This is a genomic window from Escherichia sp. E4736, from assembly GCF_005781225.1.
GTDB lineage: Bacteria > Pseudomonadota > Gammaproteobacteria > Enterobacterales > Enterobacteriaceae > Escherichia.
The window spans coordinates 38,514-62,932 of the sequence record NZ_VATT01000001.1 but is presented as its reverse complement, the minus strand read 5'-3'; the positions used below and the strand labels follow the sequence as shown (position 1 = coordinate 62,932).

The window sequence follows — 24,419 nt, the reverse complement described above, 5'->3', positions numbered from 1 at the left end:
TTTATCACTTTTTCTCATTTCTCAAAATCAGTGATTCTGTATCATTATGATAAAGATGTACTGAGTGGATTTAATATTTGAACGCAATCGTTTAACTGGCTTTTCTAAATTTTAGTATACTTTTTTTGCGCATCAATAAAGTCATTTGGAGTATCAATATCTAAAATTATTTCTTCATTTTCCATTTCGACGAAATAATGTTCGCCCATGAGTAATGCCTGGCGCATATGGGTAACGTTAGGTTGTTTGACCGCCTGCATCAGGCAGGATTTTGACACTAAAATCGGATGGCCAGGCGTACCATTATGGAGCGGGAGTATGGCTCCGTTGTTTCGTAACTTCCAGATTTTTAGAAAGATATCTCTGTTGATGGTTGGCATATCACCATGAGTGAGAAAACAATGTTCTGTTTGTACCGCTGGCGCTGCGGCTTTTACCGAAGTCAGTAACCCCTGCGCATAATCTGGATTGTAAATAATAGTAATGTTGCTATGGCTAGCGTAGCGATTATGCAGTTCATTGCCGCGATAACCAGTGACCAAAATAATTCGGCTACAAAACTGCAACGCATTTTTGATACTCGCGTCAAGAATTGTTCCCTGTTGCCAGGGTAACATCATTTTCCATTGCCCCATTCTTGATGATAATCCGGCCGCGGTAATTATACAGTCGATGGCTGACATAGTGGTTCCATTATTATATGGGCTAATAACGCCTGAAAATGTGTTACTCCCTGATTAATGCGTATTTACCTCAGAGAGGTCCATGAAGACTCGTGAAAAGTATAATTGACCCATCGGCGTTATTCATTGATTTAGGCGCGCAGAAACACCCCACTGTGATTTCTGTTGTTGGCGCTGGGGGGAAAACCAGTCTGCTTTTTTGGCTGGCGCAGTTATTTCAGTCCATAGGCAGGCGCGTGTTAATTACTACGACCACACATATGTTTATGCCAGATTCTCACTGGCCCGTGGTTTTCTGTCGTGATCCCGCAATGCTTCCTCACTCGTCTCTCAAATTCCCCATTTCATTTTGTTTTCACCGCTGGAAAGCGAACCAGGGAAAAGTGCAGGGATTTACGCCAGAAGTGATTGATGCACTGGTGCAACGACCAGAGTGTGACGTAATTCTCATTGAGGCAGATGGCTCGCGTGGAATGCCGTTAAAAGCGCCTGATGAGCACGAACCTTGCATACCCAAAAGCAGTTGCTGTGTGATTGCTGTGATGGGAGGGCATATTTTGGGCGCGCAAGTTGGCACGGAAAATGTCCATCGCTGGTCGCAGTTTGCTGATATTACCGGGTTAACACCTGATGCAACCTTGCAACTGAGCGATCTCGTTGCGCTGGTTCGTCACCCTCAGGGCGCGTTTAAAAACGTACCACAAGGCTGTCGACGAATCTGGTTCATTAACCGTTTTTCTCAATGTGAGAATGCGATTGCGCAAAGCGAGCTACTTCAGCCGCTGCAACAACATGACGTAGAGGCAATCTGGCTGGGCGATATACAAGAACATCCTGCAATCGCGCGCAGATTTGTGAATTAGCGGCCCGGGCCTTCCGGGTTACTGAATGGATATCGATTGAGGTTGGTATGAATATTTTCACAGAGGCTGCAAAACTCGAAGAGCAAAATTGTCCTTTTGCAATAGCGCAAATTGTAGATAGCCGAGGCTCTACTCCCCGCCATTCTGCACAAATGTTAGTGCGCGCCGATGGTTCTATCGTCGGTACAATTGGCGGGGGAATGGTTGAGCGGAAGGTGATTGAAGAGTCGCTTCAGGCATTGCAGGAACGTAAGCCACGATTATTCCATGGACGCATGGCGCGTAACGGCACGGATGCCGTCGGCTCAGATTGCGGAGGCGCAATGTCAGTGTTTATCAGCGTACATGGTATGCGACCCCGGCTGGTGTTGATCGGCGCGGGGCATGTTAACCGGGCGATAGCCCAAAGCGCAGCACTGCTGGGGTTTGATATTGCTGTTGCCGATATTTATCGCGAAAGCCTGAATCCTGAACTTTTCCCGCCATCAACTGCGCTTGTTCATGCTGAGTCGTTTGGCGCGGCAGTGGAAGCACTGGATATTCGCCCTGATAATTTTGTCCTGATTGCCACGAATAATCAGGATCGTGAAGCCCTCGATAAACTCATTGAACAACCCATTGCATGGTTGGGGTTGCTGGCAAGTCGCCGCAAGGTTCAGCTTTTCCTGCGTCAATTGCGTGAGAAAGGCGTGGCTGAAGAACATATTGCCCGTTTGCACGCACCGGTGGGCTACAACATAGGTGCTGAAACGCCGCAGGAGATCGCTATCAGCGTTCTGGCAGAAATATTACAGGTGAAAAATAACGCGCCGGGTGGGCTGATGATGAAACCTTCTCATCCTTCCGGACACCAGCTGGTGGTGATTCGCGGTGCGGGGGATATCGCCAGTGGTGTGGCGCTACGTCTGTATCATGCGGGTTTTAAAGTGATCATGCTGGAAGTGGAAAAACCGACGGTGATTCGTTGTACCGTGGCGTTTGCCCAGGCCGTGTTCGATGACGAAATGACGGTTGAAGGCGTCACCGCGCGACTGGCAACCAGCGCTGTAGAGGCGATGAAACTGACTGAGCGTGGGTTTATTCCCGTGATAGTTGACCCCGACTGTTTACTGCTTGATGAGCTGAAACCACTTTGTGTGGTGGACGCTATTCTGGCGAAACAGAATTTGGGTACGCGTGCAGACATGGCTCCAGTGACGATCGCGCTTGGGCCGGGCTTTACCGCAGGTAAAGATTGTCATGCGGTGATTGAAACAAATCGTGGGCATTGGTTGGGACAGGTTATTTACTCTGGTTGCGCACAGGAGAACACTGGCGTTCCTGGAAATATTATGGGGCATACCACCCGGCGAGTTATTCGCGCTCCGGCGGCAGGTATCATGCGGTCCAACGTGAAGTTAGGCGATCTGGTACAAGAGGGCGATGTTATTGCCTGGATTGGCGAGCATGAAATAAAAGCGCCGCTGACGGGAATGGTGCGTGGTTTACTTAATGACGGGCTGGCGGTGGTCGGTGGCTTTAAAATCGGTGATATCGATCCTCGTGGTGAAACGGCTGATTTCACCAGCGTTTCTGACAAAGCCCGAGCGATTGGTGGTGGCGTACTTGAGGCGTTAATGATGTTGATGCATCAGGGCGTTAAAGCGACGAAAGAAGTACTGGAAGTGGCTTAAATGCAAATGGCCGGATGGTATTACCCACCCGGCCTGAGACTGATGACAAACGCCAAATTGCCTGATGCGCTGCGCTTATTATGCCTACAAATGCTTTGCAACCCATTGAATATTAGATGTTTTGTAGACTGAGTAAGGCGTTCACGCCGCATCCGGCATCAATAACGCGCACTTTGTTAACAATCTTTGGCCGAATGGCATCGCCACCCGGCCAATAAATTACTGAGAAATCACCGTTCCGGTTTTTCCTTCAATCCCTTCTTTCGCTTTGCTCAACACGGTAATCAGTGCTTCGCGACCTGCGCGAGAGCGGGCAAATGATGCGGCGGCTTCCACTTTCGGCAGCATAGAACCTTTTGCAAAATGCCCTTCTTCGATAAAGCGTTCTGCATCAGCCAATGACAGGCGATCGAGCCACTGCTCATTCTCTTTACCGAAGTTAATCGCCACTTTTTCTACAGCAGTCAGAATGATCAGCATATCGGCATCGATCATTTCTGCTAAACGGGCGCTGGCCCAGTCTTTATCGATAACCGCACTGGCGCCGCGCAGATGGTTACCTTCTCGAATCACAGGAATACCGCCACCGCCAACGGTGATCACAACCTGTCCTGCATCTACCAGCGCTTTAACTGTCTCTTTTTCAACAATATCTACCGGCTTAGGCGAAGCAACGACACGACGATAGCCGCGACCCGCATCTTCTTTCAGGGTATAGCCCTGTTTTGTCAGTTGCTCTGCTTCCTGCTCGGTAAAGAACGAACCGATTGGTTTGGTTGGGTTGAGGAAGGCCGGATCGTTAGCGTCGACTTCGACCTGGGTAACCAGCGTTGCAACGGGTTTATTAATGCCACGAGAAAGCAGTTCTTCTCTTAAGGCGTTTTGCAGATCGTAACCAATATATCCCTGACTCAACGCAACACAGACAGACATTGGCAGCATCGGTGAATGCGCTTCAGTTTTTGCAGCGGCTTCGAATGCCTGGTTAATCATGCCTACCTGTGGTCCATTACCATGAGTGACGATAACTTCATGTCCCTGGGCAATTAAATCAACAATTGCCTGAGACGTAATTTTTACCGCTTTCATTTGTCCGGCCAGATCGTCGCCCAGCGCATTCCCGCCGAGGGCGAGAACAATTTTCTTACTCATTTTTCCTCACTCATCATTCTTGATTGTGTATAGATCCCTGGCAGTGGTTAGAGCACGGGAGGGACAAACGGTTTGCGTCGCAGGAAACGTCCTCGTCCGGCTTTGCCTGTAAAGGTGCCGTCACAGAAAATCGTCTCACCACGGGATAAGGTTCTGACAATCGCGCCCTGACAGGTAAAACCCTCCCAGGGAGAGTAGTCGGCGTTGTCGTGGAGATGGCGATGCTGAATTTGTTGGCTCTGGCGTGGGTCGATAATCACCACGTCGCCATCGGAACCGGGTGCTAATAATCCTTTTTGTGGCCACAGGCCAAACAGCCTTGCGGGCATCGCACTGGTTAATTCAACAAAACGCTCCGGTGTGATACGTCCCGTCATTACGCCACTGGAGAACAGCAACTGCATGCGATTTTCCACACCGGGCAAGCCATTTGGGCAGCGGCTGAAATCGCCTTTAGAAATTTGCTGGCGCTGGGCCATCGAGAAGGTGCAGTGATCGGTCGCCACCACGTCAATCGCACCATCGCTGATGCCACACCACAGCTTGTCCTGCTCGCGAACGTTGCGCAGCGGTGGGCTAAGAATGAACTTCATGCCATCTTCTGTATCGTAACTGCGTTCGTCCAGCAGGAGATATTGCGGGCAGGTTTCAACCCAGACTGGCTGGTGATTCGCGCGAGCAAGGCGCAGATAATCCAGACCTAAGCCGTTAGACAGGTGCACGATATAGAGCGGGGCGTTACCGGCAATTTGTGCCAGGTTAATCATTCTTGCGATGGCTTCGGCTTCACATTCCAGAGGTCGGCTCAAGGCGTGGTAGCGCGGTGCGGTTAACCCAGCGGCGATAAACTCAGCTCGCTTACTGGCGATTGCGGCGTCATTTTCTGGGTGTACAGTGGTCAGCGCGCCGGATTCATGCAGGCGGCGTAATGCCTGTAGGACTTCATCATCGTTGAGTTTGTATTGATAGGTTAAATAGAGTTTAAAACTGCTCAGCCCTTCTTCTACCATCATCGGAATTTCGTCGAGTATGGCGTGATTAATATGCTGGATAACACCGTGAAAGCTGTAGTCGATGACCGCTTTATGGGCGGCATAACCACGATAAACTTCCAGTTGATGGCGTAATCGGCAGCCATTCGGGCCAAATCCCATATGATCAATAATGGTTGTTGTACCGCCACACGCGGCTGCGCGGGTACCGGTAAAAAAATCATCACAACTGCGCGCGATGCCGACATCAATATTGAAATGTGTATGGACATCTACGCCGCCAGGGAAAACGTAACAGCCAGTGGCATCAATTTCTTCACAGGGGAGTTGCGGCGAAATATCTTTGCCTAACTGGCGGACAATACCGCTTTCAATCAGCAAGTCCTGTTTGGCTTGTCCATCTGCGTTAACGACAGTGCCGTTTTTGATCAATACGCGCATAGCAAACTCCAAAAAACCCTCCGGCGAACCGGAGGGAAATAGGTGAAGAGTAATTATTCTGTTGCCAGCCAGCTTAACGGGATTGCAGCGTACATAGCGGCACAGGTCACCAGGTGAGATTTCCAGGTTTTTTCGTTTGGCGCGTGCGCTTCAGGTTCTTTACCCGGTCCAAAGCCGATGACCGGAATGCCGTGACGGCCCATAATGGATACGCCGTTAGTTGAGAACGTCCACTTATCAACGACCGGTGCTTTGCCAAACAGACCTTCGTAGGCATTCACCAGCGTTTTAACGGTGAAATGATCTTCTTCCACTTTCCAGGTCGGGAAGTAGCATTCGGTTGGGTAAACCAGGCCAGTCCAGGACGGACGGTCGTAGTTGTACATAGAAACGACAGCATTGGCTTTATGTACCGCAGGCAGGGCGCGGATTTCATCCAGCGCGCCTTCCCAGGTTTCGCCCCAGGTCAGGCGACGGTCGATGGAAACGGCACAGCTGTCTGCTACTGCGCAACGACTTGGTGAGGTGAAGAAAATTTCGGAAACAGTCAGAGTACCTTTGCCGAGGAATTCGTCATAGCCCAGACGTTGGGACAGTTCTTGTAATTCGCCAAGAATCGGGCCCATTTTGAAAATGGCGTTATCACCGCGTTCTGGTGCTGAACCATGGCAGCTAACGCCCTGAACATCAATGCGAATTTCCATACGACCGCGCTGACCACGATATACCTGGCAGTCGGTTGGTTCGGTACTGACCACAAATTCCGGGCGAATGCCGGATTGTTCAATAATGTACTGCCAGCACAGACCGTCGCAGTCTTCTTCTTGCACAGTACCGGTGACCAGCAGGGTATATTCATCTTCCAGACCGAGGTCTTTAATGATCTTACCGGCATAAACCATTGATGCCATGCCGCCTTCCTGGTCGGAAGTACCACGGCCACCGATCAGCTCGTCGGTTTCCATGCCTTCGTACGGGTCGAATTCCCAGTTTTTGATGTTACCAATGCCAACGGTGTCGATGTGAGCGTCCATTGCAACCAGACGCGGACCCTGGCCGATATAGCCGAGAACGTTACCCATCGGATCGATTTCAACTTTATCGAAGCCGACTTTTTCCATCTCTTCTTTAATACGATGTACTACACGTTTTTCGTCGCAGCTTTCACTGGGAATAGCAACCATATCGCGCAGGAAGCGAGTCATGTCTGCCTGGTAATCTTTTGCTTTTTCAAGAATCAGTTTGAATGGAATATTCTTAGCCATTATTTTTCTCCAGATTTTTTACTCCCCATTTGGCGGGGAGTTGTTCCAATAGGGTGATTAAGGTGCTACAGAGTGTTTGCCTTCCCAGACAACTTCGCGGTAGTGCTTCACGTCGGTGTCGCCTTCGGTGCTGATAACCAGGACGACGGCATCTTTGTTCAGAGCCAGTTTTTCCATCAGGCTTTGACGTTGCGGGTGATAATGAACAGCCGCGAGAACGCCCAAACCGACAGCGCCAGATTCACCAGAAATGATGCGTGGATCGTTGCCGTACGGATTACCCAGCACACGCATACCTAATGCGGCAACGCTGTCCTGACAGGAGATAAATTGGGTGGCACAGTTACGTAAGATTTCCCAGCCCAGAGGGTTAGGTTCGCCGCAAGCCAGGCCCGCCATAATCGTGGCCATATCGCCGCCAACGTTGACGATGTCACCTTTGACGCCGGAGCGATAAATACAGTCAGCTTTGTCAGGTTCAACAATGATGCTGTGCAGATTTTGCGGGGTGTAAACATCCACCAAATAACCTAGTACACCGCCGGCCATAGCGCCGACACCGGCTTGCAGCAGAACGTGAGTTGGTGTTACGCCCATTTCACGCATTTGCTCGACGGCTTCATCTGCCAGAGTGGCGTAGCCCTGCATGATCCAGGTTGGAATTTTGGTGTAACCTTCCCAGGCGGTATCTTGCACCACTTCCCAGCCGTGTTGCTGCGCGTGTTGCATGGTCAGGCGAACGGTATCGTCATAGTTCATATCAGTGACGATGCACTCGGCTCCGAGGTTCAGAATGGCGTCAACGCGTTCTTGAGCGGAACCTTTCGGCATGTAAATTACCGCGTTCTGACCGAGTTGCTGTGCTGCCCAGGCAACACCGCGCCCGTGGTTGCCGTCGGTCGTTGTAGCAAATGTCATTTTTTCGCCGATGGCATTTTTCAGATGCTCGAATGACAGCATTTCGATATCAAGATGATATTTTTCGCACAATAATTGAGCGATGGCGTACGCACCGCCGAGCATTTTGAAGGCGTTCAGACCGAATCGTTTTGATTCGTCCTTAACGAGAATTTTCTTCACACCAAAAAGGGTTGCGAGATCGTCCAGCGCACAAAGCGGTGTTGGGCGATAGCCAGCAATTTTCTGGTGGAACTGGCGCGCCAGTTTTGCCTGGCTTTGCGAAAAGAGCGGTGATGTTTCGCCGTTGAAAAATTTGTTATCGGCGATATCAATCTTCAATGAGAAAACGGACATATCCTATCCTTTTGGCCTCTGAAAATAGAGAGCCGACCTGTCGATCGGCCCGAGGGGGGTTATTTCACGCGTTCTTGTGCTTCTTTCAGCAGTTGTTCGAGCAGTGCGCCTGGTTTGGAATATTTACGGGACAGGATCATCGCTGCGATGATGTATGGCTTCCAGCTGGCTTCTTTGTAGGTTGCGATACGGTATTTTTCGAATACACCTTCAGTAACTTCACCTTCTTTGCAGGATACGCCGCTGATATCGGCTGGCAGGCAGTGCATATACAGGGCTTCGCCATCACGGGTCAGCTCCATCATCTCTTCAGTACAATGCCAGTCTTTGTGCTGTGCGTTCTGTGCCAGACACTGTTTTTCCAGCGCTTTCAGTCCTTCGTGATCATTAGCGCGCAGCAGTTCAGTACGCTCTTCCATCACTTTGTAAGGTGCCCAGGACTTCGGATAAACGATGTCAGCGTCTTTGAATGCTTCTTCCATGCTTGTTACCTGACGGAAGCTGCCGCCGGATGCTTTAGCATTGTTTTTAGCGACTTCAACGACATCCGGGATCAGGTCATAACCTTCTGGATGGGCAAGGGTGACATCCATACCGAAGCGGGTCATCAGACCGATGATGCCTTGTGGTACAGACAGCGGTTTGCCATAGCTTGGGGAGTAGGCCCAGGTCATGGCGATTTTTTTACCTTTCAGGTTTTCCAGTGAACCAAAGTGTTCACGTAACCATGCCAGGTCAGCCATTGATTGAGTCGGATGGTCAATATCGCATTGCAGGTTAACTAAAGCCGGGCGCTGCGGCAGTACGCCTTGCTTGTAGCCATCGTCGAGTGCCGCGCCAACTTCACGCATATAGGCGTTACCCGCGCCCAGATACATATCGTCACGAATACCGATAGCGTCAGCGCAGAAGGAGATCATATTAGCGGTTTCACGGACAGTTTCGCCGTGCGCAATCTGTGATTTACCTTCATCAAGATCCTGCTGTGCAAGGCCGAGCAGGTTAAGCGCAGAAGCATAAGAGAAGCGGGTACGAGTGGAGTTGTCGCGGAATACGGAAATACCTAATCCACTATTAAAGACTTTGGTAGAGATGTTTTCAGCACGCAGTGCTTTTAATGCTGCGGCAACGTCCAGTACTTGTTTCAGTTCATCTGGCGTCTGTTCCCACGTTAACAAAAAATCTTTCTCGTGCAGGTGAGAGGTCAGCGAATTGATATCCTTAATCAGCTCATTAACAGTTTTCATCATAAAGTCCCGGTAGTGGAATGACAGGCAAAGTGGTTTATTTCACTGTGACTTGCCAAAATGATTGGTGTTTTCACAGCTATACCAGGGACTAACAATAAACATGCCAGAATTATCTACGCGGTCACGAAACGCTAATCTGACAGGGGATATGTGGGATTGATCACAAATTATCGCCACACTACGGAAGTTAAAAATATACGGAAACGTTTGGCTTTTTTAACGCAGTTATTTATTTGCTGCTAAGTATCAGAAATAAGATAAAGGGACAGGTGAAAACTCGTCAGTTTGATAAACTCACTCCCGTAATTCTCATATTGATATAGAAATGTGATATCACTTCCATAATTTCATTAGAAAGTGATAAAAATCTTATGTTTTTAGCAAAGCGATTTTTGCCTGAGTTAATATCGTTATGATCTGTGAACCATCAACGTCTTCAATGATCGACTTTTAAGTGATTCTGGAAGGTAAAGCTATGGAGCTTGCTAATACGCAGTCAGTTTTGATGCAAATTCAACCAACAATTCAGCGTTTTGCCAGAATGCTAGCCAGCGTTTTGCAGCTTGAGGTTGAGATCGTTGATGAAAACTTGTGTCGCGTCGCTGGAACCGGCGCATACGGGAAATTTCTTGGTCGCCAGTTGAGTGGCAACTCACGCTTGCTCCGCTATGTCCTCGAAACGAAAACCGAAAAGGTCGTGACACATTCTCGCTTCGATCCCCTTTGTGAAGGCTGCGACAGTAAAGAGAGTTGTCGTGAGAAGGCGTTCCTGGGGACGCCCGTTATTCTGCAGGATCGTTGTGTCGGAGTGATAAGTTTGATTGCGGTTACTCATGAGCAACAAGAACATATCAGTGATAATTTACGCGAATTTTCAGATTACGTTCGCCATATATCGACTATTTTTGTCTCGAAACTCCTGGAAGATCAGGGGCCGGGAGATAACATCAGTAAAATATTTGCTACCATGATCGATAATATGGATCAAGGTGTATTAGTTATTGATGAGGAAAATCGTGTTCAGTTCGTTAATCAGACTGCATTAAAAACACTTGGCGTTGTGCAAAATAATATGGTTGGGAAACTTATCCGTTTCAGGCCATTAACATTTGAGAGTAATTTTACTCATGGACATATGCAACATATTGTCTCGTGGGATGATAAAAGTGAATTGATAATTGGTCAGTTGCATAACATTCAGGGACGACAGCTATTTTTAATGGCGTTTCACCAATCCCATACCAGTTTTTCCGTGGCAAATGCATCTGATGAACCGCATATTGAACAATTGGTTGGCGAGTGCCGTGTTATGCGGCAATTAAAACGGCTGATTAGCCGCATCGCACCTAGCCCCTCCAGCGTCATGGTCGTTGGTGAAAGCGGGACCGGAAAAGAAGTGGTGGCCCGTGCTATTCATAAGTTGAGTGGGCGACGGAACAAACCCTTTATCGCTATCAACTGCGCGGCGATTCCGGAGCAGCTTCTGGAGAGTGAGCTGTTCGGTTATGTTAAAGGCGCATTTACTGGCGCTTCTGCCAACGGTAAAACAGGGCTGATTCAGGCAGCAAACACGGGAACGCTGTTTCTTGATGAAATTGGCGATATGCCTTTAATGCTTCAGGCAAAACTGCTGCGGGCGATTGAAGCGCGTGAGATCCTGCCTATTGGCGCCAGTAGCCCAATACAGGTCGACATCCGCATCATTTCTGCAACTAACCAGAATCTGGCTCAGTTCATAGCCGAAGGTAAATTCCGCGAAGATCTTTTCTACCGACTTAACGTTATTCCTATCACTCTGCCACCGCTACGTGAGCGTCAGGAAGATATTGAACTGCTGGTGCATTACTTTTTACATCTCCATACCCGTCGTCTGGGATCGGTTTACCCGGGTATTGCTCCCGATGTTGTTGAGTTACTGCGTAAGCATCGTTGGCCAGGAAACCTGCGAGAGTTAAGTAATTTGATGGAGTATCTGGTCAACGTCGTTCCTTCAGGCGAAGTCATCGACAGTACGCTACTACCACCAAATCTGGTTAATAACGGTACGGCGGAGCAAAGTGAGATGCCAGAAGCCAGCGAGGCACATTTGGCTCTTGATGATGCTGGCGGCACAGCGCTGGAGGAGATGGAAAAGCAGATGATTCGCGAAGCGCTCTCACGGCATAACAGTAAGAAGCAAGTCGCTGATGAGCTTGGTATTGGCATCGCCACGCTTTATCGTAAAATTAAGAAATATGAATTGTTAAGCGCATAGTCATCAAAAAATCCGGCCTGAATTCAGGCCGGATTGCGTTTTACTTCGTTTCTTCACAGTCCAGAACAGTATTCACAATCATTTGATATCCGGTACAGCGACACAGATTCCCGGCCAAGCCACGGCGAATTTCCGTAATGGTTAACGGTTTCTCTCGAGGTTTTGCCAGCATTGCCGTAGTGGCCATAATCAGCCCCGGCGTACAAAAACCACACTGTACAGCGCCAGATTTCGCATAAGCCTGTTGTACATGAGAAAGTTTGCCGCCTTTCGCTTCGCCTTCCAGCGTGCGGATCTGTTTTCCTTCAGCCCATGCGGCCAGGTATAAGCAGCTGTCTATCGCGGTTCCGTCAACCAGCACCGTACAGGAACCGCATTCACCAACGCAGCATCCTTGTTTGACACTAAGCAGCCCTTGTTCGCGGAGCAGTTCCGAAAGCGGCATACCTGGCGCGGCGTGAAGCTGAAAAGGCATATCGTTAATGATGCATTCAATAGTAATACTTTCGCTGTGATTCATTGCAATTTTCCCCCCGCCGCAGCGACGGCTTCGCTAATCACTTTTTTGGTCATCGTCTGAATGAGATGCAGACGGAACTCTTTACTTGCTCGCCATGAAGAACGCGGTGCGACATCCTGTAGGACAGATTCGCAGATGGCCTCCAGTGTTTGCTGGTTTAATGGCGCATTTTGTGCAGCCTGTTCGGCATGTTGGCAGCGAACCGGCGTTGGTGCGGCAACACCAAATGCCAGACGCAACTCGCTGAAGTAGCCGTTGTTCAATCGACAGTGAGCGGCACACCCGATTGTTGAAATATCCATCGCATCGCGCATGGCATATTTATAATGTGCGCTACCTGCGTGTTCTTTTGGCTGCGGAGGAAAATGAAACGCGACCAGAATTTCATCATACTCAAGGGAAACCTTGCCTGGTCCGGTATGAAAACCATTAATCGAGACGAAACGAACCCCACGCGGTGAATGGATTTCCAGCTTCGCGTCATAAATCAGTGTTGGTGTTGCTGAATCTGCGCTGGTGGCGCCGTTGCAAATATTTCCGCCGTAGGTCGCGACGTTACGGATTTGCGGGCCGGCAATAGACGAAGCCGCAGCGCATAATGCCGGGAGATGATGTTGCGTTAACTGATTTTCTATTAACTGAGTAAAGGTCGTCGCAGAGCCGATGCGTAGTGCACCATCTTCCGCCAGCGTAATACCCCGAAGCTCCGCCAGATTGTGGATATCAACAATATGGCGATAGCGATCATTGTGGTGGTGGAGTTGAATCAGTACGTCAGTGCCACCGGCGAGCAGTTTGGCCTGCGGATTTAGAGCCAGCAGGTTGGTTGCATCGGCAACGGTCGTTGCGCGATGGTAAGAAGCAAAATCAAACATGATGTTATCCTCAAATCAATCCTGCCAGATGGAACTCTTCATATAACCGTTTTGGTGTCAGCGGCAGCGTATTGATTGCGACACCGGTAGCCATCTTCACCGCATTACGAATTGCAGCGGCAACAGGAATAATTGGCGGCTCACCCAGTGACTTATGTCCGTATGCAGATTGTGGTTCATTAATTTCGACAAACGCACTTTCCAGTTGTGGCAGATCCGGCATGGTCGGCATTTTGTAATCCAGTAAATTTGGGTTACGCACCACGCCACTTTTCGCGTCGATGATCATCTCTTCAAAAAGCGCCCAGCCGATGCCCATCCCCATCCCGCCGTGTACCTGACCTTCAGCCAGCAGCGGATTAAGAATATGGCCCGAATCATGAACGTTGAGGATGCGGTTGATGGTGACCTTACACAGCGCGATATCGACTGTCAGATCAACAAAGGTACAGCCAAACGCAGGTGGGTTCGTGGTGGTTTTGATCGAGCTTTCGGCAGAAAGTTGCCCGCCACGTTCAGGATGATAAAACGCATCCATTGCCAGGTCTTTTAACGACAGTAACGCCTCTTTCGGCCTTTCAACCAGTACGATATGGCCTTTTATCAGGGTTAGATTCATCGCCGACAGATGCAGCATTACTGCGGCGTGAGCGATGATTTTCTCTTTTAATAACAGTGCCGCACTGCGCAGCGCAGGTGCGGCAACATAGCTCTGACGTGAGGCAAATGCGCCTGGATCGAATGGCGTAATATCGGTATCTTGCGTCGAAATTACGCGTACATCACTGACCGGAACGCCCACGGTTTCAGCTACCATTTGCGAGAACACCGTGTCGGCACCCTGACCGATTTCCGTCGCGCCGCTCTGCACGTTGATGGTTCCATCCTGATTCATCAACAGGCGCGCGCCAGCGATTTCTACACCGACAGGCCAGGTGTTAGAGGTGTAGCTAAAACAGGCGACGCCAATGCCGCGGCGCAGATTGCCCTGCGGGTTCTGGCACTCTGCACGGCGTTTTTCCCATTCAAAGATTTCCCGCCCTTTTTCCAGGCACTCTGGCAATCCGGCACTGTAGATGCGTTTGCCTGTGAGTGGATTTGTATCGCCTTCGCGGGCGGCATTGCGTAAACGAATTTCAACCGGGTCAATGCCCAGCGCTTCAGCAGCGTCATCCAGCATAGATTCAACAGCAAAAACCACCTGCGGTGCGCCATAGCCACGCATCGCACCCGCTGAGGGTAGATTGGTATAGCAAGTCTTTGAGCTATAAGAATAGGCACAGCGCGGGTAGAGATAAGCAACTTTATTGCCGCCTGCAGAAGCGATGGAATGACCGTGTGAAGCGTAAGCGCCGGTGTTAGACAGAACATCCAGGCTATAGCCTTTTAGCATACCATCGCGGTTGACGCCCATTTGTCCGTCAATGGTAAAAGCGTGGCGAGTGCGGGTCGCCAGAAAACATTCTTCGCGGCTTAGGGAAACTTTAACCGGAATGCCGCCGAGTTTACTGGTCAGAAATGCCGCCATCGGCTCTTCCAGTACATCTTGTTTATTACCAAAACCACCGCCGACAAAGGGCTTGATAACCCGCACGCACGACCAGGGAATATCCAGAGCCTGACCGACAACGCGGCGGACAATGTGCGGGATTTGGGTGCTGGAAACGATGGTAATTCGTGAATCGTCTTCCATCCACGCCAATGAGGTCACACTTTCCATATGACAATGTTGAATGACCGGCGTCTGATAATGCCCCTGCACCTGGTAATCGGCAGCGTCGATTGCTTGCTGGACATTACCTGTCGACATTGTGCTTTGTTTCAGTAAATTGCCACCGCTATGGATTGGCGCTGCGTCTTCTGCCAGTGCCGCTTCTGGCGTGGTAATGACGGGTAATTCTTGCCATTCGATGTGAACAAGTTGCGCTGCTTTTTCCGCTGTGAGTTCATCACGGGCCACGACAATAGCAACCGCATCGCCATGATGGCGGACGTGGCGTGTTAACAGGGCGCGATCGGCGGTATCGCGTTTATTCTCATCCAGAGTCCAGGCATGGCCCGCCGTGGCAAAGGAAATATCAGGAACATCTTCCCAGGTAAATACGGCCAGTACGCCTGGTAAACTTCTGGCTTGTTCATCGTTAATGCTCACCGCATAACCATGTGCTATTGGGCTACGTACATATTTCGCGTAACACATGCCCGCCATAACATAATCGTCAGTATATCGTGCCCGCCCGGTGACCTTCGCAATGGCATCGACGCGCATGCATGATTCACCTGTAGCGGTTGCTTCCCGCGCTTCCATAGAAATCCCCTTGATTTGAACATTTGGTTCTTATGGCAATGATTAAGTCTTTGCAGGCAAGAATTACGCCAGAAACGACTATAAACACGAGGGGAGAGGGGAAGTGTGATGTCGTTAAAAAAACGCTACGGATGATGCATCTTTATCAGCAAAGAAAGTGAGTGCAGTTTATCAATATGAGCGTGATAAAAATCATTGTGATAAATGAGTATTAGAGGTCAATCAGGATGGTTCCGATGTTTGCCAACGGTGCTAATTGATTCTTTAACAGTTATTGATTCGTACATGCCTGTTCCCACGCAATGGATTGGGGATCTGACGGGGGGCTGCTATGATATAGCGTCTTGTTTTTTAGCGAGGAAAGATTTTGAGCGCAGGACGCCTGAATAAAAAAACTCTGGGTATCGTGATGCTGTTATCGGTAGGGCTGCTTCTGGCTGGCTGCTCGGGTAGCAAATCATCAGATACAGGAACGTATTCCGGCTCCGTTTACACCGTGAAACGGGGGGATACGCTTTATCGTATTTCACGCACCACGGGAACCAGCGTAAAAGAGCTAGCCCGACTCAACGACATCTCCCCCCCCTATACCATAGAAATCGGCCAAAAGCTGAAACTGGGTGGGGCGAAAAAAAGTAGTAACGGCACGCGCAAATCCACCGGCAAATCGACGACAAAAACAGCGTCAGTGACACCGTCTTCGGCCGTTTCGAAATCTTCATGGCCGCCGGTTGGGCAACGTTGCTGGTTATGGCCAACGAGCGGAAAGGTTATTATGCCTTACTCAATGGCAGATGGTGGCAATAAAGGGATTGATATTGCGGCGGCACGCGGGACGCCAATATACGCTGCAGGTGCCGGGAAAGTGGTATATGTGGGTAATCAGCTGCGTGGTTACGGTAATCTTATAATGATTAAACACAGTGAAGATTACATTACTGCTTATGCCCATAACGACACGATGTTGGTGAACAATGGGCAAAGTGTTAAGGCTGGGCAAAAGATAGCAACTATGGGAAGTACTGATGCGGAATCCGTGCGGCTACATTTCCAGATTCGCTACCGTGCTACGGCAATAGATCCTTTGCGCTACTTGCCGCCACAGGGTAGCAAGCCAAAGTGCTGATGGCGAATTAATCAGCAGTCAGTAGCAAGGCACTTGCTTAGGAGAGCGTAAGGTTTATAATGCCTTACGCATCTCGAAGCGGGCGTAGTTCAATGGTAGAACGAGAGCTTCCCAAGCTCTATACGAGGGTTCGATTCCCTTCGCCCGCTCCAGTCTCTTACTTTTTCTCTTTCTCAGTTTTTTTCGTAGTCATCGAATTCTTCCGTTATTGTTGATACGTTCACGTCAGATGTTGATAAATCCAATATCCCCTATAAAAATAGAGTGTATACCTCAAAATATAGAGCGCTATTCTGCTTATGATATTTATTGCAGATCAAGCGACCTCATATTGAGCATTAAAATCAATAATGCTGTTAACTTTTGTCAATTGCTTCAATTTTTGAATGTTATTGATAATAACTAAATGATATTCTTTCTCTGTTCCGTGATAAGAGAACGCTTTTCTTTCATTGTGTGTTGTAGAAACATATACATCAATGCATTTTTTTATTATAGCGGCTTTATGTCTTTTTGGTTCAAGTAGCAGTGACTGGTCTATACAAGCGATAGCATCTTCAATTCTTTCATTATATATATTTACCAGTGTCTTATAGTAATACAAGGAGGCTACATCTAATACTTGTGTCTGTGCATGGTCAAAAAAAATGCGTGATGCAGTCGTTTGTCCGGAAAGACCGGTTATCAGTCCCATAATTCCTAAAATATTTCCATCGAAAATATTTTTATCAGATACCTTATCTATAAAGGCCAATGCTTTTTGAGTTGCATGTTTAAGTTCGTATAGACCATGAAGTGCCATAGACATATGACACTCAGCCAACAGGCAGTAGCATTCATTGGTTATTGACTGAGCATTAGATTTATTTTTAACACTTTCAAATATAGTTATTGCATTGGCAATGCTTTCAGGCGTGAATTCATTCAGTTCATTTTTCCCGGCAGACATTTCGGCTGATAAAATATTTTCATCAGAAGGTACGTGTCGGGACATAAAACCTGGTTCTACTTTAGTTTTCTTCATTGCCAGATATAAGTTACTAATTATAAAGTGTGAGATTTTTTGTATGTCATCTGCCTCAAGATGTGTGCTGGCAATAAGATAAAAACTTTTTGCATCGATTACTTCAATATATAAACTATTAGAAGCATCATATTTGCTGATTCTTCCTGTGACAAAATAATCGGGTTTGAACCTGGCCAGGAAGGCTGTCTGAGATTTATTATCTATGCAATACTGGGTTGCAGCCATTGGATATATATATAGATCATCGGTTTTTTTATTTGAGATTAGTTGTACAAGTTCCTGATTAAGTGCTAATGGATCCCGACTGCTGTGAGATATTGTAAATGGAAATAAAGCAATAGTGCTGCCTGGAACATTATCTTGATTTTCTTTTATCTTGAATACTTGCCCACTGAATCGATAACCTTTTCTATATATGGTTTCAATGCAACGGTTGTAGCCAATTCTTTCAAAAATACATCTTAATGAATAGATGCATCGTGTAAGGGATTCGTCACTTACAATTACATTTTTCCATACAGATTCGATGATCGCATCTTTGGATACAACATTTCCCGCCGATTCAAGCAATACAAATAATACACCGAGTTCTTTCGGCGGGATGTAAAATTCCTCATTCCCTTTTGTAAGAATGCCATCTTCTGTAAGTATGATTCCATCAGGGAAATGATATGAGAACTTATTTTCTAAATCCATTAGCTCACCTCTATTAAGTTTGTGGTTTTTGGCATCCTGCATGAGTAACAGATATAACTGATATTCATATATTTCATTTAATATTTCTTTTTGCTAAATTCATCATGATTGTTTAAGTTAATTTATATTAGCTTGATGTGATTGTAATCTGAAATATTCTTAATTAATGATTTGTTAATCATGTAAGTATATAACCAATTGAAAATAATCGATAAAGTTATGATTATCACATTTCTTAATTTAATGTGATTGTTCATTTAAGATAAAATGATAGGCTGTGAGGAATAGCTATGCGTCGACTTACAATCTGGTGTGAAAGAATTATTGCAAGAGTAATTTTATTTATTAGCAACTATTATGTTTATGTGCTCTATTAAATATCTCTGTGCGAACCAGCGTTTATTTTTACACCATTATTGTCATAGTGGAGTGCGGAAGGGTTTTTTAATGACGGATGTAATTTGAATGGGGGAGGGGATTACCGCATAAACTGTCAGGGATGGATATAAGAATATATAAAGATTATATTCCAATGCCTGAAATGTTACATTTGTTGTTTGGACTTTTAATTACAGATGCATCATCAAGTTGTTTTGTTACCTTGCGCAATACATAATTGCTCTATTGCCAATGCTTAAAAGAAAATCATGATTGTTCTGTTTTTGAACATTATAGCTTATCATTTTTCCCGGAAATATATAAAAATCAGGCAGGAGTTGTGCAAGATTATCGTCTGAAATTTGATCGATAATATCAAATTTATTTATTTTGGTAGAGGTAAGATGCAAAGTGTCATAATTTTCGATCCACGTATATTCAATATCTCGGCGAAATGATTTATAAGTGTTTGTGTTTTGTTTCCAGGTACCGCTAAGTGCAACAGTTCCTGTCTTTTTATTTTTATTATACATAAAGTCAATAGTGAGATTAGCCCTCCCTTGGTCATTAAATATAATCCAATTGGCCGTGCATTTCTCATTGTATACTATTTGTTCTTTGGAATAATGATAGGCAATAAAAAAAATGAAGCCACTGAGAAAGCATAAAATAATAAACAGCGTTTTTTTATAACGAATCATGGTTAACTCCGCGATACGATAGAGTTAAACAGTCTGCAACTGTGTTATTACTATGGTTCTTTTTGCATGCCATAACAATCAATCCGGGAGATGACTTATCGAGAGGGAAATATAGCCAGGGGTATTTTTTACAATCAATTCCAGATCCTAATATACGGTTCTTATATTTATCGAGATCTTTCAACCCATCAATGCTATCTTCTGTAACATTGAAATGACAACCATTTATTTGTGCAACAGTTTTGTAATCTTTAAAGAATGATTTGGGTTGACTATTGTGCCAGAGAAAAAATGCGGTAAGCAAACCTACGGCAAATGCACTTAGCATGGGTAAATAATTTTTAGATAGCCTGACTATATTTCTGAGATAATTATCTGGATGAGCACTTGTCTCTTTAAACTCATCTTTAACGTTCAAGCATTGGGGAGATATGGTCTTTTGTGCATCTGCAGAAGGGATTATTACATGGTTTTCTATGTTTATATCATTACTGAGCTTAAAACCTTTTCTCGGCACGGTTGCAATAAGCGAATGGTTGGTTTCACCAACCGTGCGAAACCCGCGTCTGATAATCGATATATTTTGATATAACGTGTTGACCGGTACTCGCATGCCTTCTTCTTCCCAGACTCTGGAGAAAAAATCCTGTTGTGCAACCACATCAGGAAAGGCTTCAAGTAGCAGAGATAAGCACCTGCTTGCTGGCGTTGTCAGAACGGCGTTAAGCTCGGCGTCATGTACCGAAATTAATTTTCTGTGCTCTGGCCAGAACTCAATATTATCGTTAATAATCCAGTACATACGTCAATGAAACATAAAATTAAGTAAATTGAAATTATATAGTTTGATAAGTATATTAGTATTCATGGAATAAATATATATTAATTTTATATTTATCATACAAACTATAATTATAGCATATCAATGCAACTTAAAATTCCATGTGAATTAACAAATTTAACACTCTTAACCGTTGTCTTTATGCCTTCTTCTCGCAATATCTTTTCATTTTTGCGGTAGCGCGTAAGGTGACATAATTAAATAAGCGCTCAAATAAACTGAATTAAAAGTTCATGTGATAAAATACGGGCATCTTTATAAGTGCCCGTATATACAATGCTTATTATTATCGACAGTTATGTTTCAGTGCTGAACGGAGTGTGAACGGATAAATAATTCGTTTATTTTACCACCCATCCTTTTTTCAATTCTTTGCTTGTAGGCGTAGATGCTACGGATATCCATATCAAGAACCTCTGCAATCTGATATGGATTATAACCAGAAACCATATGTCCCATAATGGTGAATTCCATTTGAGTTAACGTATTGCCTCTGGTAAATGACAAATAACGACCAATGAATAGTTGCCTGATCTTTTCGTTAGCAATATCCAGGCCATCATCATTATATATAATGGCTGATATCGCGGAGTTGTGTTTCCTCCAGTAATTAGCAAGAGATTGCATATTTCGATCGCTTACTAACACTATTCCCATCTCAGTACTCGTAAGATAGTCGATCCAGTCACTCTCTAAAAAAAGGCGTAAAAAGCTTACTGAAAAATCTACAAAAATATATCCGCTTAATCGAGCGTTGTGGTTTTTACTTAATATACCTTCAACCACGCCACGATTAAAATACGAACTCTCTTCGGGCCACATACAAAAACATGCATTTGCACAATACTGCAAACGTGGTGATTTTTCTGGCATTATTTGGCAATGCATTGAGCAACTATTGCATGTAAGACTTTTATAGCGACTACAAAGCCTCATGTTAATAACCTCCCTATTCATAGATAATTGCATAATTTCATTGGTTATTGATGATGTCAATACACTCTGATTTAGTAAGCTTTTTATGAAAAATTGTGTTTAATCCGTATTTGTCATTATTCTTAATGGTATATTTAAGCGTGCATCATTAAGCTTTAAATGTGATTGGATTTCACTCAGTTAATCATATTGGCCTTATTGCAAATCAGACAAGTGCCTAATGTATTAAGAATATCTATACTGCAAATTGTTTTCGAATGACCAGAAGATATCTTGTAAATCTAAGTGATGCATCTTAAATAGTCTTAATTAAGATGTTCAGATTTTTATTTAGGATAACAGCTTGATAATGCTCGTTTAAGTTATGGAGCGTTTGGAGGGTGTGAACAAAGCAAGATGTGCATTGTAAGAATTGGAATGGTTCAAAATAGTGGTTATTTTGAACCATTCACATCAGTGATTAGCTAAAGAACATTACCGATACGCACAGGATACCGACGATCAACGTAATTAGATTTCCGATGGAACGCCAGGGCTTAAGTGCCGGGATGAGATATGTTGACAGCGTTGGCATGATAAAAAGAATCATGGCAATAAGTGGACCACTGATCGCATAAATCATCGAAATTGCATTAGGGTTGATGCAGCAAACGATGAAAGTAATCAGTGATACTAACATAATTGACAGCGCGCGGTTAAATGCACGGCTTTTTTTAACCCCTGCCTGCTGTAGCGTTGTTTTGACTAATTCCGTTGCACCTTCAATAACACCAAAGTAGGTACCTAAAAATGATTTAGACATTGCTACAACCGCGACAATTATTCCCGAAATCGACAACCATGTAGGGGCATTTGGCAGCATAGAAAGTGCCGATAAAATGGTAACACCCTCTTCTTTAGCTGTTTCAATATAAGATGGTGGTATTGATAACAGGCAGCTAAAGACGAAGAAAAGTACGCTCACACAAATGATGAGATAAGCGATTTTCATAATTTTTTTGCATTTATCCATAGCGTGTTCGCCATATTTTTCACGTCTATCAATAGCAAACGTAGAAATAATGGGCGTATGGCTAAAGGCGAAAACCATCACGGGAATCGATATCCATATCTGGTGAAGGGTATTCTGATTGAACTCTACTTGGGTAGTTAATAGAGCTGGTTGCCAGCTACCGACGAGGTAGAAAGAAAGAAATAAGAAATAGGCAATTAGTGGAAACACCAAAAATCCCATTACCCGAATTGTGGCATGGCGCCCCATCAGAAAAATGAGATTCAGAATTAACACAACACCCAGACTCACCAGCATACGAATGCGCAGGTCGATGACCATATGCTTTGCCAGCTGTTCTGTCAGCGAATTGGTGATCGCCACTGCATATATCAACACGACGACAAAAAAAGCAATGAAGTAAAGAGTGGTAATCAGATTGCCGATCTTCTTGCCATAGTAATGAGTTACTGCACCAGTAATCCCTTCGCCTGCGGATGTTTTTGAAGAAAGGATGAACTGGCACAGGGCCTTATGTGGCCAATATGTTAAAGGCCATGCGACCAGTGCTGTAATAAACAGGACCACCGCTCCCGCTGAACCTAGCTGAATAGGGAGAAAGAGCGTGCCTGCGCCAACGGCTGTGCCGTACAGTGCGAAGCTCCAGAGAGTTTCTTCTTTTGACCAAATTTTAGACATTATTTGAACGTATCATCTACAAATTAAGAAAAATGGAGGGCAATTTACCATAAACCAGGTCAAATATGGGAGATTAACGCTATATCACCTCATGGATTCATAGGTTAGTAGATGCAAACATTGCGTGCCAGTTGGGTATCCATCCCTCATTCCGGTGAATTTCCTTTGTGATAAAAATCACTATTTTTAAACATTTAAAATAATTTTTATTAACAATCATTTACTATTGCGCTGTTAATCTGTGCGAGGTTGTGATGAAAGACGTTGTGATTGTCGGTGCGTTACGAACACCTATCGGCTGCTTTCGTGGAGCGTTGGCTGGCCATTCTGCCGTAGAACTTGGTAGCCTGGTCGTGAAAGCGTTATTAGAACGCACTGGCGTTGCAGCACATGCGGTGGATGAAGTGATTCTGGGGCAGGTTCTGACCGCAGGGGCTGGGCAGAATCCAGCACGGCAATCGGCCATTAAAGGTGGTCTACCCAACAGTGTTTCGGCAATTACGATTAATGATGTTTGTGGTTCCGGGTTAAAAGCACTGCATCTTGCCACACAAGCGATCCAGTGTGGCGAGGCTGATATTGTCATCGCCGGTGGTCAGGAAAACATGAGTCGCGCACCACATGTCCTGACTGATAGCCGCACCGGAGCACAGCTTGGCGATAGCCAACTGGTTGATAGTCTGGTGCATGATGGCTTATGGGACGCGTTCAATGATTACCATATTGGTGTCACTGCCGAAAATCTGGCGCGTGAATATGGCATCAGCCGTCAATTACAAGATGCCTATGCACTTAGTTCACAACAAAAAGCGCGGGCGGCCATTGACGCTGGACGATTCAACGATGAGATTGTCCCGGTGAGAACGCAAAACAATGGGCAGCTGCTGATTGTTGATACCGATGAACAGCCGCGTACGGATGCCAGTGCAGAAGGGCTGGCTAGCTTAAACCCATCATTTGATAGCCACGGTTCTGTTACTGCGGGTAATGCTTCATCTATTAATGATGGTGCTGCTGCAGTAATGATGATGAGCGAAGCCAAAGCGCGAGCATTGAATTTACCCGTGCTGGCACGTATTCGCGCCTTTGCCAGTGTTGGTGTCGATCCTGCGCTGATGGGGATTGCTCCGGTATATGCGACTCGCCGTTGCCTTGAGCGTGTGGGCTGGCAGCTTTCTGATGTCGATCTTATTGAGGCTAATGAAGCGTTTGCCGCGCAGGCGCTTTCTGTTGGCAAAATGCTCGAATGGGATGAACGTAGGGTCAATGTTAACGGTGGCGCAATTGCGTTGGGTCACCCGATTGGCGCATCCGGTTGCCGTATTCTGGTTTCTTTGGTCCATGAAATGGTAAAACGCAACGCGCGTAAAGGGCTGGCTACACTTTGTATTGGCGGTGGTCAGGGCGTGGCGTTAACTATTGAACGTGACGACCCGATCTAAATTCCTTTCTATTCGTTAAACATCTGCCGCCATCAAGCCATTTCATGATGAT

The 24,419-nt window shown here is 46.1% G+C and carries 19 protein-coding genes and 1 tRNA gene; 6 read left to right on the top strand and 14 right to left on the bottom strand.

Annotated features, from left to right (window positions below; translation table 11 throughout):
- Positions 1–104: 104 nt before the first annotated feature.
- Positions 105–683: a molybdenum cofactor cytidylyltransferase gene (gene mocA / locus FEK46_RS00245; protein WP_135407747.1), complete on the bottom strand. Its 579-nt coding sequence runs from the start codon at positions 681–683 to the stop codon at positions 105–107.
- A 92-nt stretch (positions 684–775) separates the two neighbouring features.
- Here mocA and yqeC point away from each other — a divergent pair, with 92 nt between their 5' ends.
- Complete coding sequence (gene yqeC, locus FEK46_RS00240) at positions 776–1,546, top strand: selenium cofactor biosynthesis protein YqeC (protein WP_131161991.1); 771 nt, start codon at positions 776–778, stop codon at positions 1,544–1,546.
- Positions 1,547–1,593: 47 nt separating this feature from the next.
- Positions 1,594–3,219, top strand: a complete 1,626-nt coding sequence (gene yqeB, locus FEK46_RS00235) for a selenium-dependent molybdenum cofactor biosynthesis protein YqeB (RefSeq protein WP_130207794.1) — start codon at positions 1,594–1,596, stop codon at positions 3,217–3,219.
- 219 nt (positions 3,220–3,438) lie between these two features.
- On the opposite strand, the gene arcC is transcribed toward yqeB, so the two are convergent.
- The 5 genes from arcC to ygeW are packed head-to-tail and all read right to left on the bottom strand — an operon-like array spanning position 3,439 to position 9,570.
- A complete protein-coding gene (gene arcC, locus FEK46_RS00230) occupies positions 3,439–4,371 on the bottom strand; it encodes a carbamate kinase (protein ID WP_130207792.1) in 933 nt (310 codons plus the stop codon).
- Positions 4,372–4,418: 47 nt separating this feature from the next.
- Positions 4,419–5,804 carry a D-phenylhydantoinase gene (gene hyuA / locus FEK46_RS00225; protein WP_130258070.1) on the bottom strand — a complete coding sequence of 462 codons (1,386 nt, stop codon included), beginning with the start codon at positions 5,802–5,804 and terminating at the stop codon, positions 4,419–4,421.
- Positions 5,805–5,857: 53 nt separating this feature from the next.
- Positions 5,858–7,069: a YgeY family selenium metabolism-linked hydrolase gene (locus FEK46_RS00220; RefSeq protein WP_135559254.1), complete on the bottom strand. Its 1,212-nt coding sequence runs from the start codon at positions 7,067–7,069 to the stop codon at positions 5,858–5,860.
- 57 nt (positions 7,070–7,126) lie between these two features.
- The gene (gene dpaL / locus FEK46_RS00215; protein ID WP_135559255.1) at positions 7,127–8,323 is read right to left on the bottom strand and encodes a diaminopropionate ammonia-lyase; all 1,197 of its coding nucleotides are present in this window, start codon (positions 8,321–8,323) and stop codon (positions 7,127–7,129) included.
- Between the two features lie 59 nt (positions 8,324–8,382).
- Positions 8,383–9,570, bottom strand: a complete 1,188-nt coding sequence (gene ygeW / locus FEK46_RS00210; protein ID WP_001360948.1) for a knotted carbamoyltransferase YgeW — start codon at positions 9,568–9,570, stop codon at positions 8,383–8,385.
- Positions 9,571–10,048: 478 nt separating this feature from the next.
- On the opposite strand from ygeW, the gene FEK46_RS00205 reads away from it, so the two are divergent.
- Positions 10,049–11,827, top strand: coding sequence for a sigma-54-dependent Fis family transcriptional regulator (locus tag FEK46_RS00205; RefSeq protein WP_130258073.1), 1,779 nt, complete (start codon positions 10,049–10,051; stop codon positions 11,825–11,827).
- A 40-nt stretch (positions 11,828–11,867) separates the two neighbouring features.
- Here FEK46_RS00205 and xdhC read toward each other — a convergent pair whose 3' ends face one another.
- The 3 genes from xdhC to xdhA are packed head-to-tail and all read right to left on the bottom strand — an operon-like array spanning position 11,868 to position 15,530.
- A complete protein-coding gene (xdhC, locus tag FEK46_RS00200; RefSeq protein WP_135559256.1) occupies positions 11,868–12,347 on the bottom strand; it encodes a xanthine dehydrogenase iron sulfur-binding subunit XdhC in 480 nt (159 codons plus the stop codon).
- Positions 12,344–13,222, bottom strand: coding sequence for a xanthine dehydrogenase FAD-binding subunit XdhB (gene xdhB / locus FEK46_RS00195; protein WP_135495021.1), 879 nt, complete (start codon positions 13,220–13,222; stop codon positions 12,344–12,346). The genes xdhC and xdhB overlap by 4 nt, the downstream gene beginning before the upstream one ends.
- A gap of 10 nt (positions 13,223–13,232) precedes the next feature.
- Positions 13,233–15,530: a xanthine dehydrogenase molybdenum-binding subunit XdhA gene (gene xdhA / locus FEK46_RS00190; RefSeq protein WP_135559257.1), complete on the bottom strand. Its 2,298-nt coding sequence runs from the start codon at positions 15,528–15,530 to the stop codon at positions 13,233–13,235.
- 367 nt (positions 15,531–15,897) lie between these two features.
- Between xdhA and actS the strand changes: the two genes are divergently transcribed.
- Positions 15,898–16,656: an amidase activator ActS gene (gene actS, locus FEK46_RS00185; RefSeq protein WP_130217906.1), complete on the top strand. Its 759-nt coding sequence runs from the start codon at positions 15,898–15,900 to the stop codon at positions 16,654–16,656.
- Positions 16,657–16,734: 78 nt separating this feature from the next.
- Positions 16,735–16,808 (top strand) — tRNA-Gly (locus tag FEK46_RS00180).
- Positions 16,809–16,972: 164 nt separating this feature from the next.
- Here FEK46_RS00180 and FEK46_RS00175 read toward each other — a convergent pair.
- From FEK46_RS00175 to FEK46_RS00155, 5 genes are all read right to left on the bottom strand, one after another.
- Positions 16,973–18,379, bottom strand: a complete 1,407-nt coding sequence (locus FEK46_RS00175; protein WP_138194627.1) for a winged helix-turn-helix domain-containing protein — start codon at positions 18,377–18,379, stop codon at positions 16,973–16,975.
- Positions 18,380–18,975: 596 nt separating this feature from the next.
- A complete protein-coding gene (locus FEK46_RS00170; protein WP_130217902.1) occupies positions 18,976–19,458 on the bottom strand; it encodes a hypothetical protein in 483 nt (160 codons plus the stop codon).
- The gene (locus tag FEK46_RS00165; protein WP_130207772.1) at positions 19,445–20,260 is read right to left on the bottom strand and encodes a transcriptional regulator; all 816 of its coding nucleotides are present in this window, start codon (positions 20,258–20,260) and stop codon (positions 19,445–19,447) included. Before FEK46_RS00165 ends, FEK46_RS00170 begins: the two co-directional genes overlap by 14 nt.
- 342 nt (positions 20,261–20,602) lie before the next feature.
- Complete coding sequence (locus tag FEK46_RS00160) at positions 20,603–21,235, bottom strand: helix-turn-helix transcriptional regulator (protein ID WP_130207770.1); 633 nt, start codon at positions 21,233–21,235, stop codon at positions 20,603–20,605.
- A 460-nt stretch (positions 21,236–21,695) separates the two neighbouring features.
- Complete coding sequence (locus FEK46_RS00155; protein WP_135490292.1) at positions 21,696–22,925, bottom strand: amino acid permease; 1,230 nt, start codon at positions 22,923–22,925, stop codon at positions 21,696–21,698.
- A gap of 254 nt (positions 22,926–23,179) precedes the next feature.
- Between FEK46_RS00155 and FEK46_RS00150 the strand changes: the two genes are divergently transcribed.
- Positions 23,180–24,367: an acetyl-CoA C-acetyltransferase gene (locus FEK46_RS00150; protein ID WP_130207766.1), complete on the top strand. Its 1,188-nt coding sequence runs from the start codon at positions 23,180–23,182 to the stop codon at positions 24,365–24,367.
- The last annotated feature ends 52 nt before the right edge of the window (positions 24,368–24,419 follow it).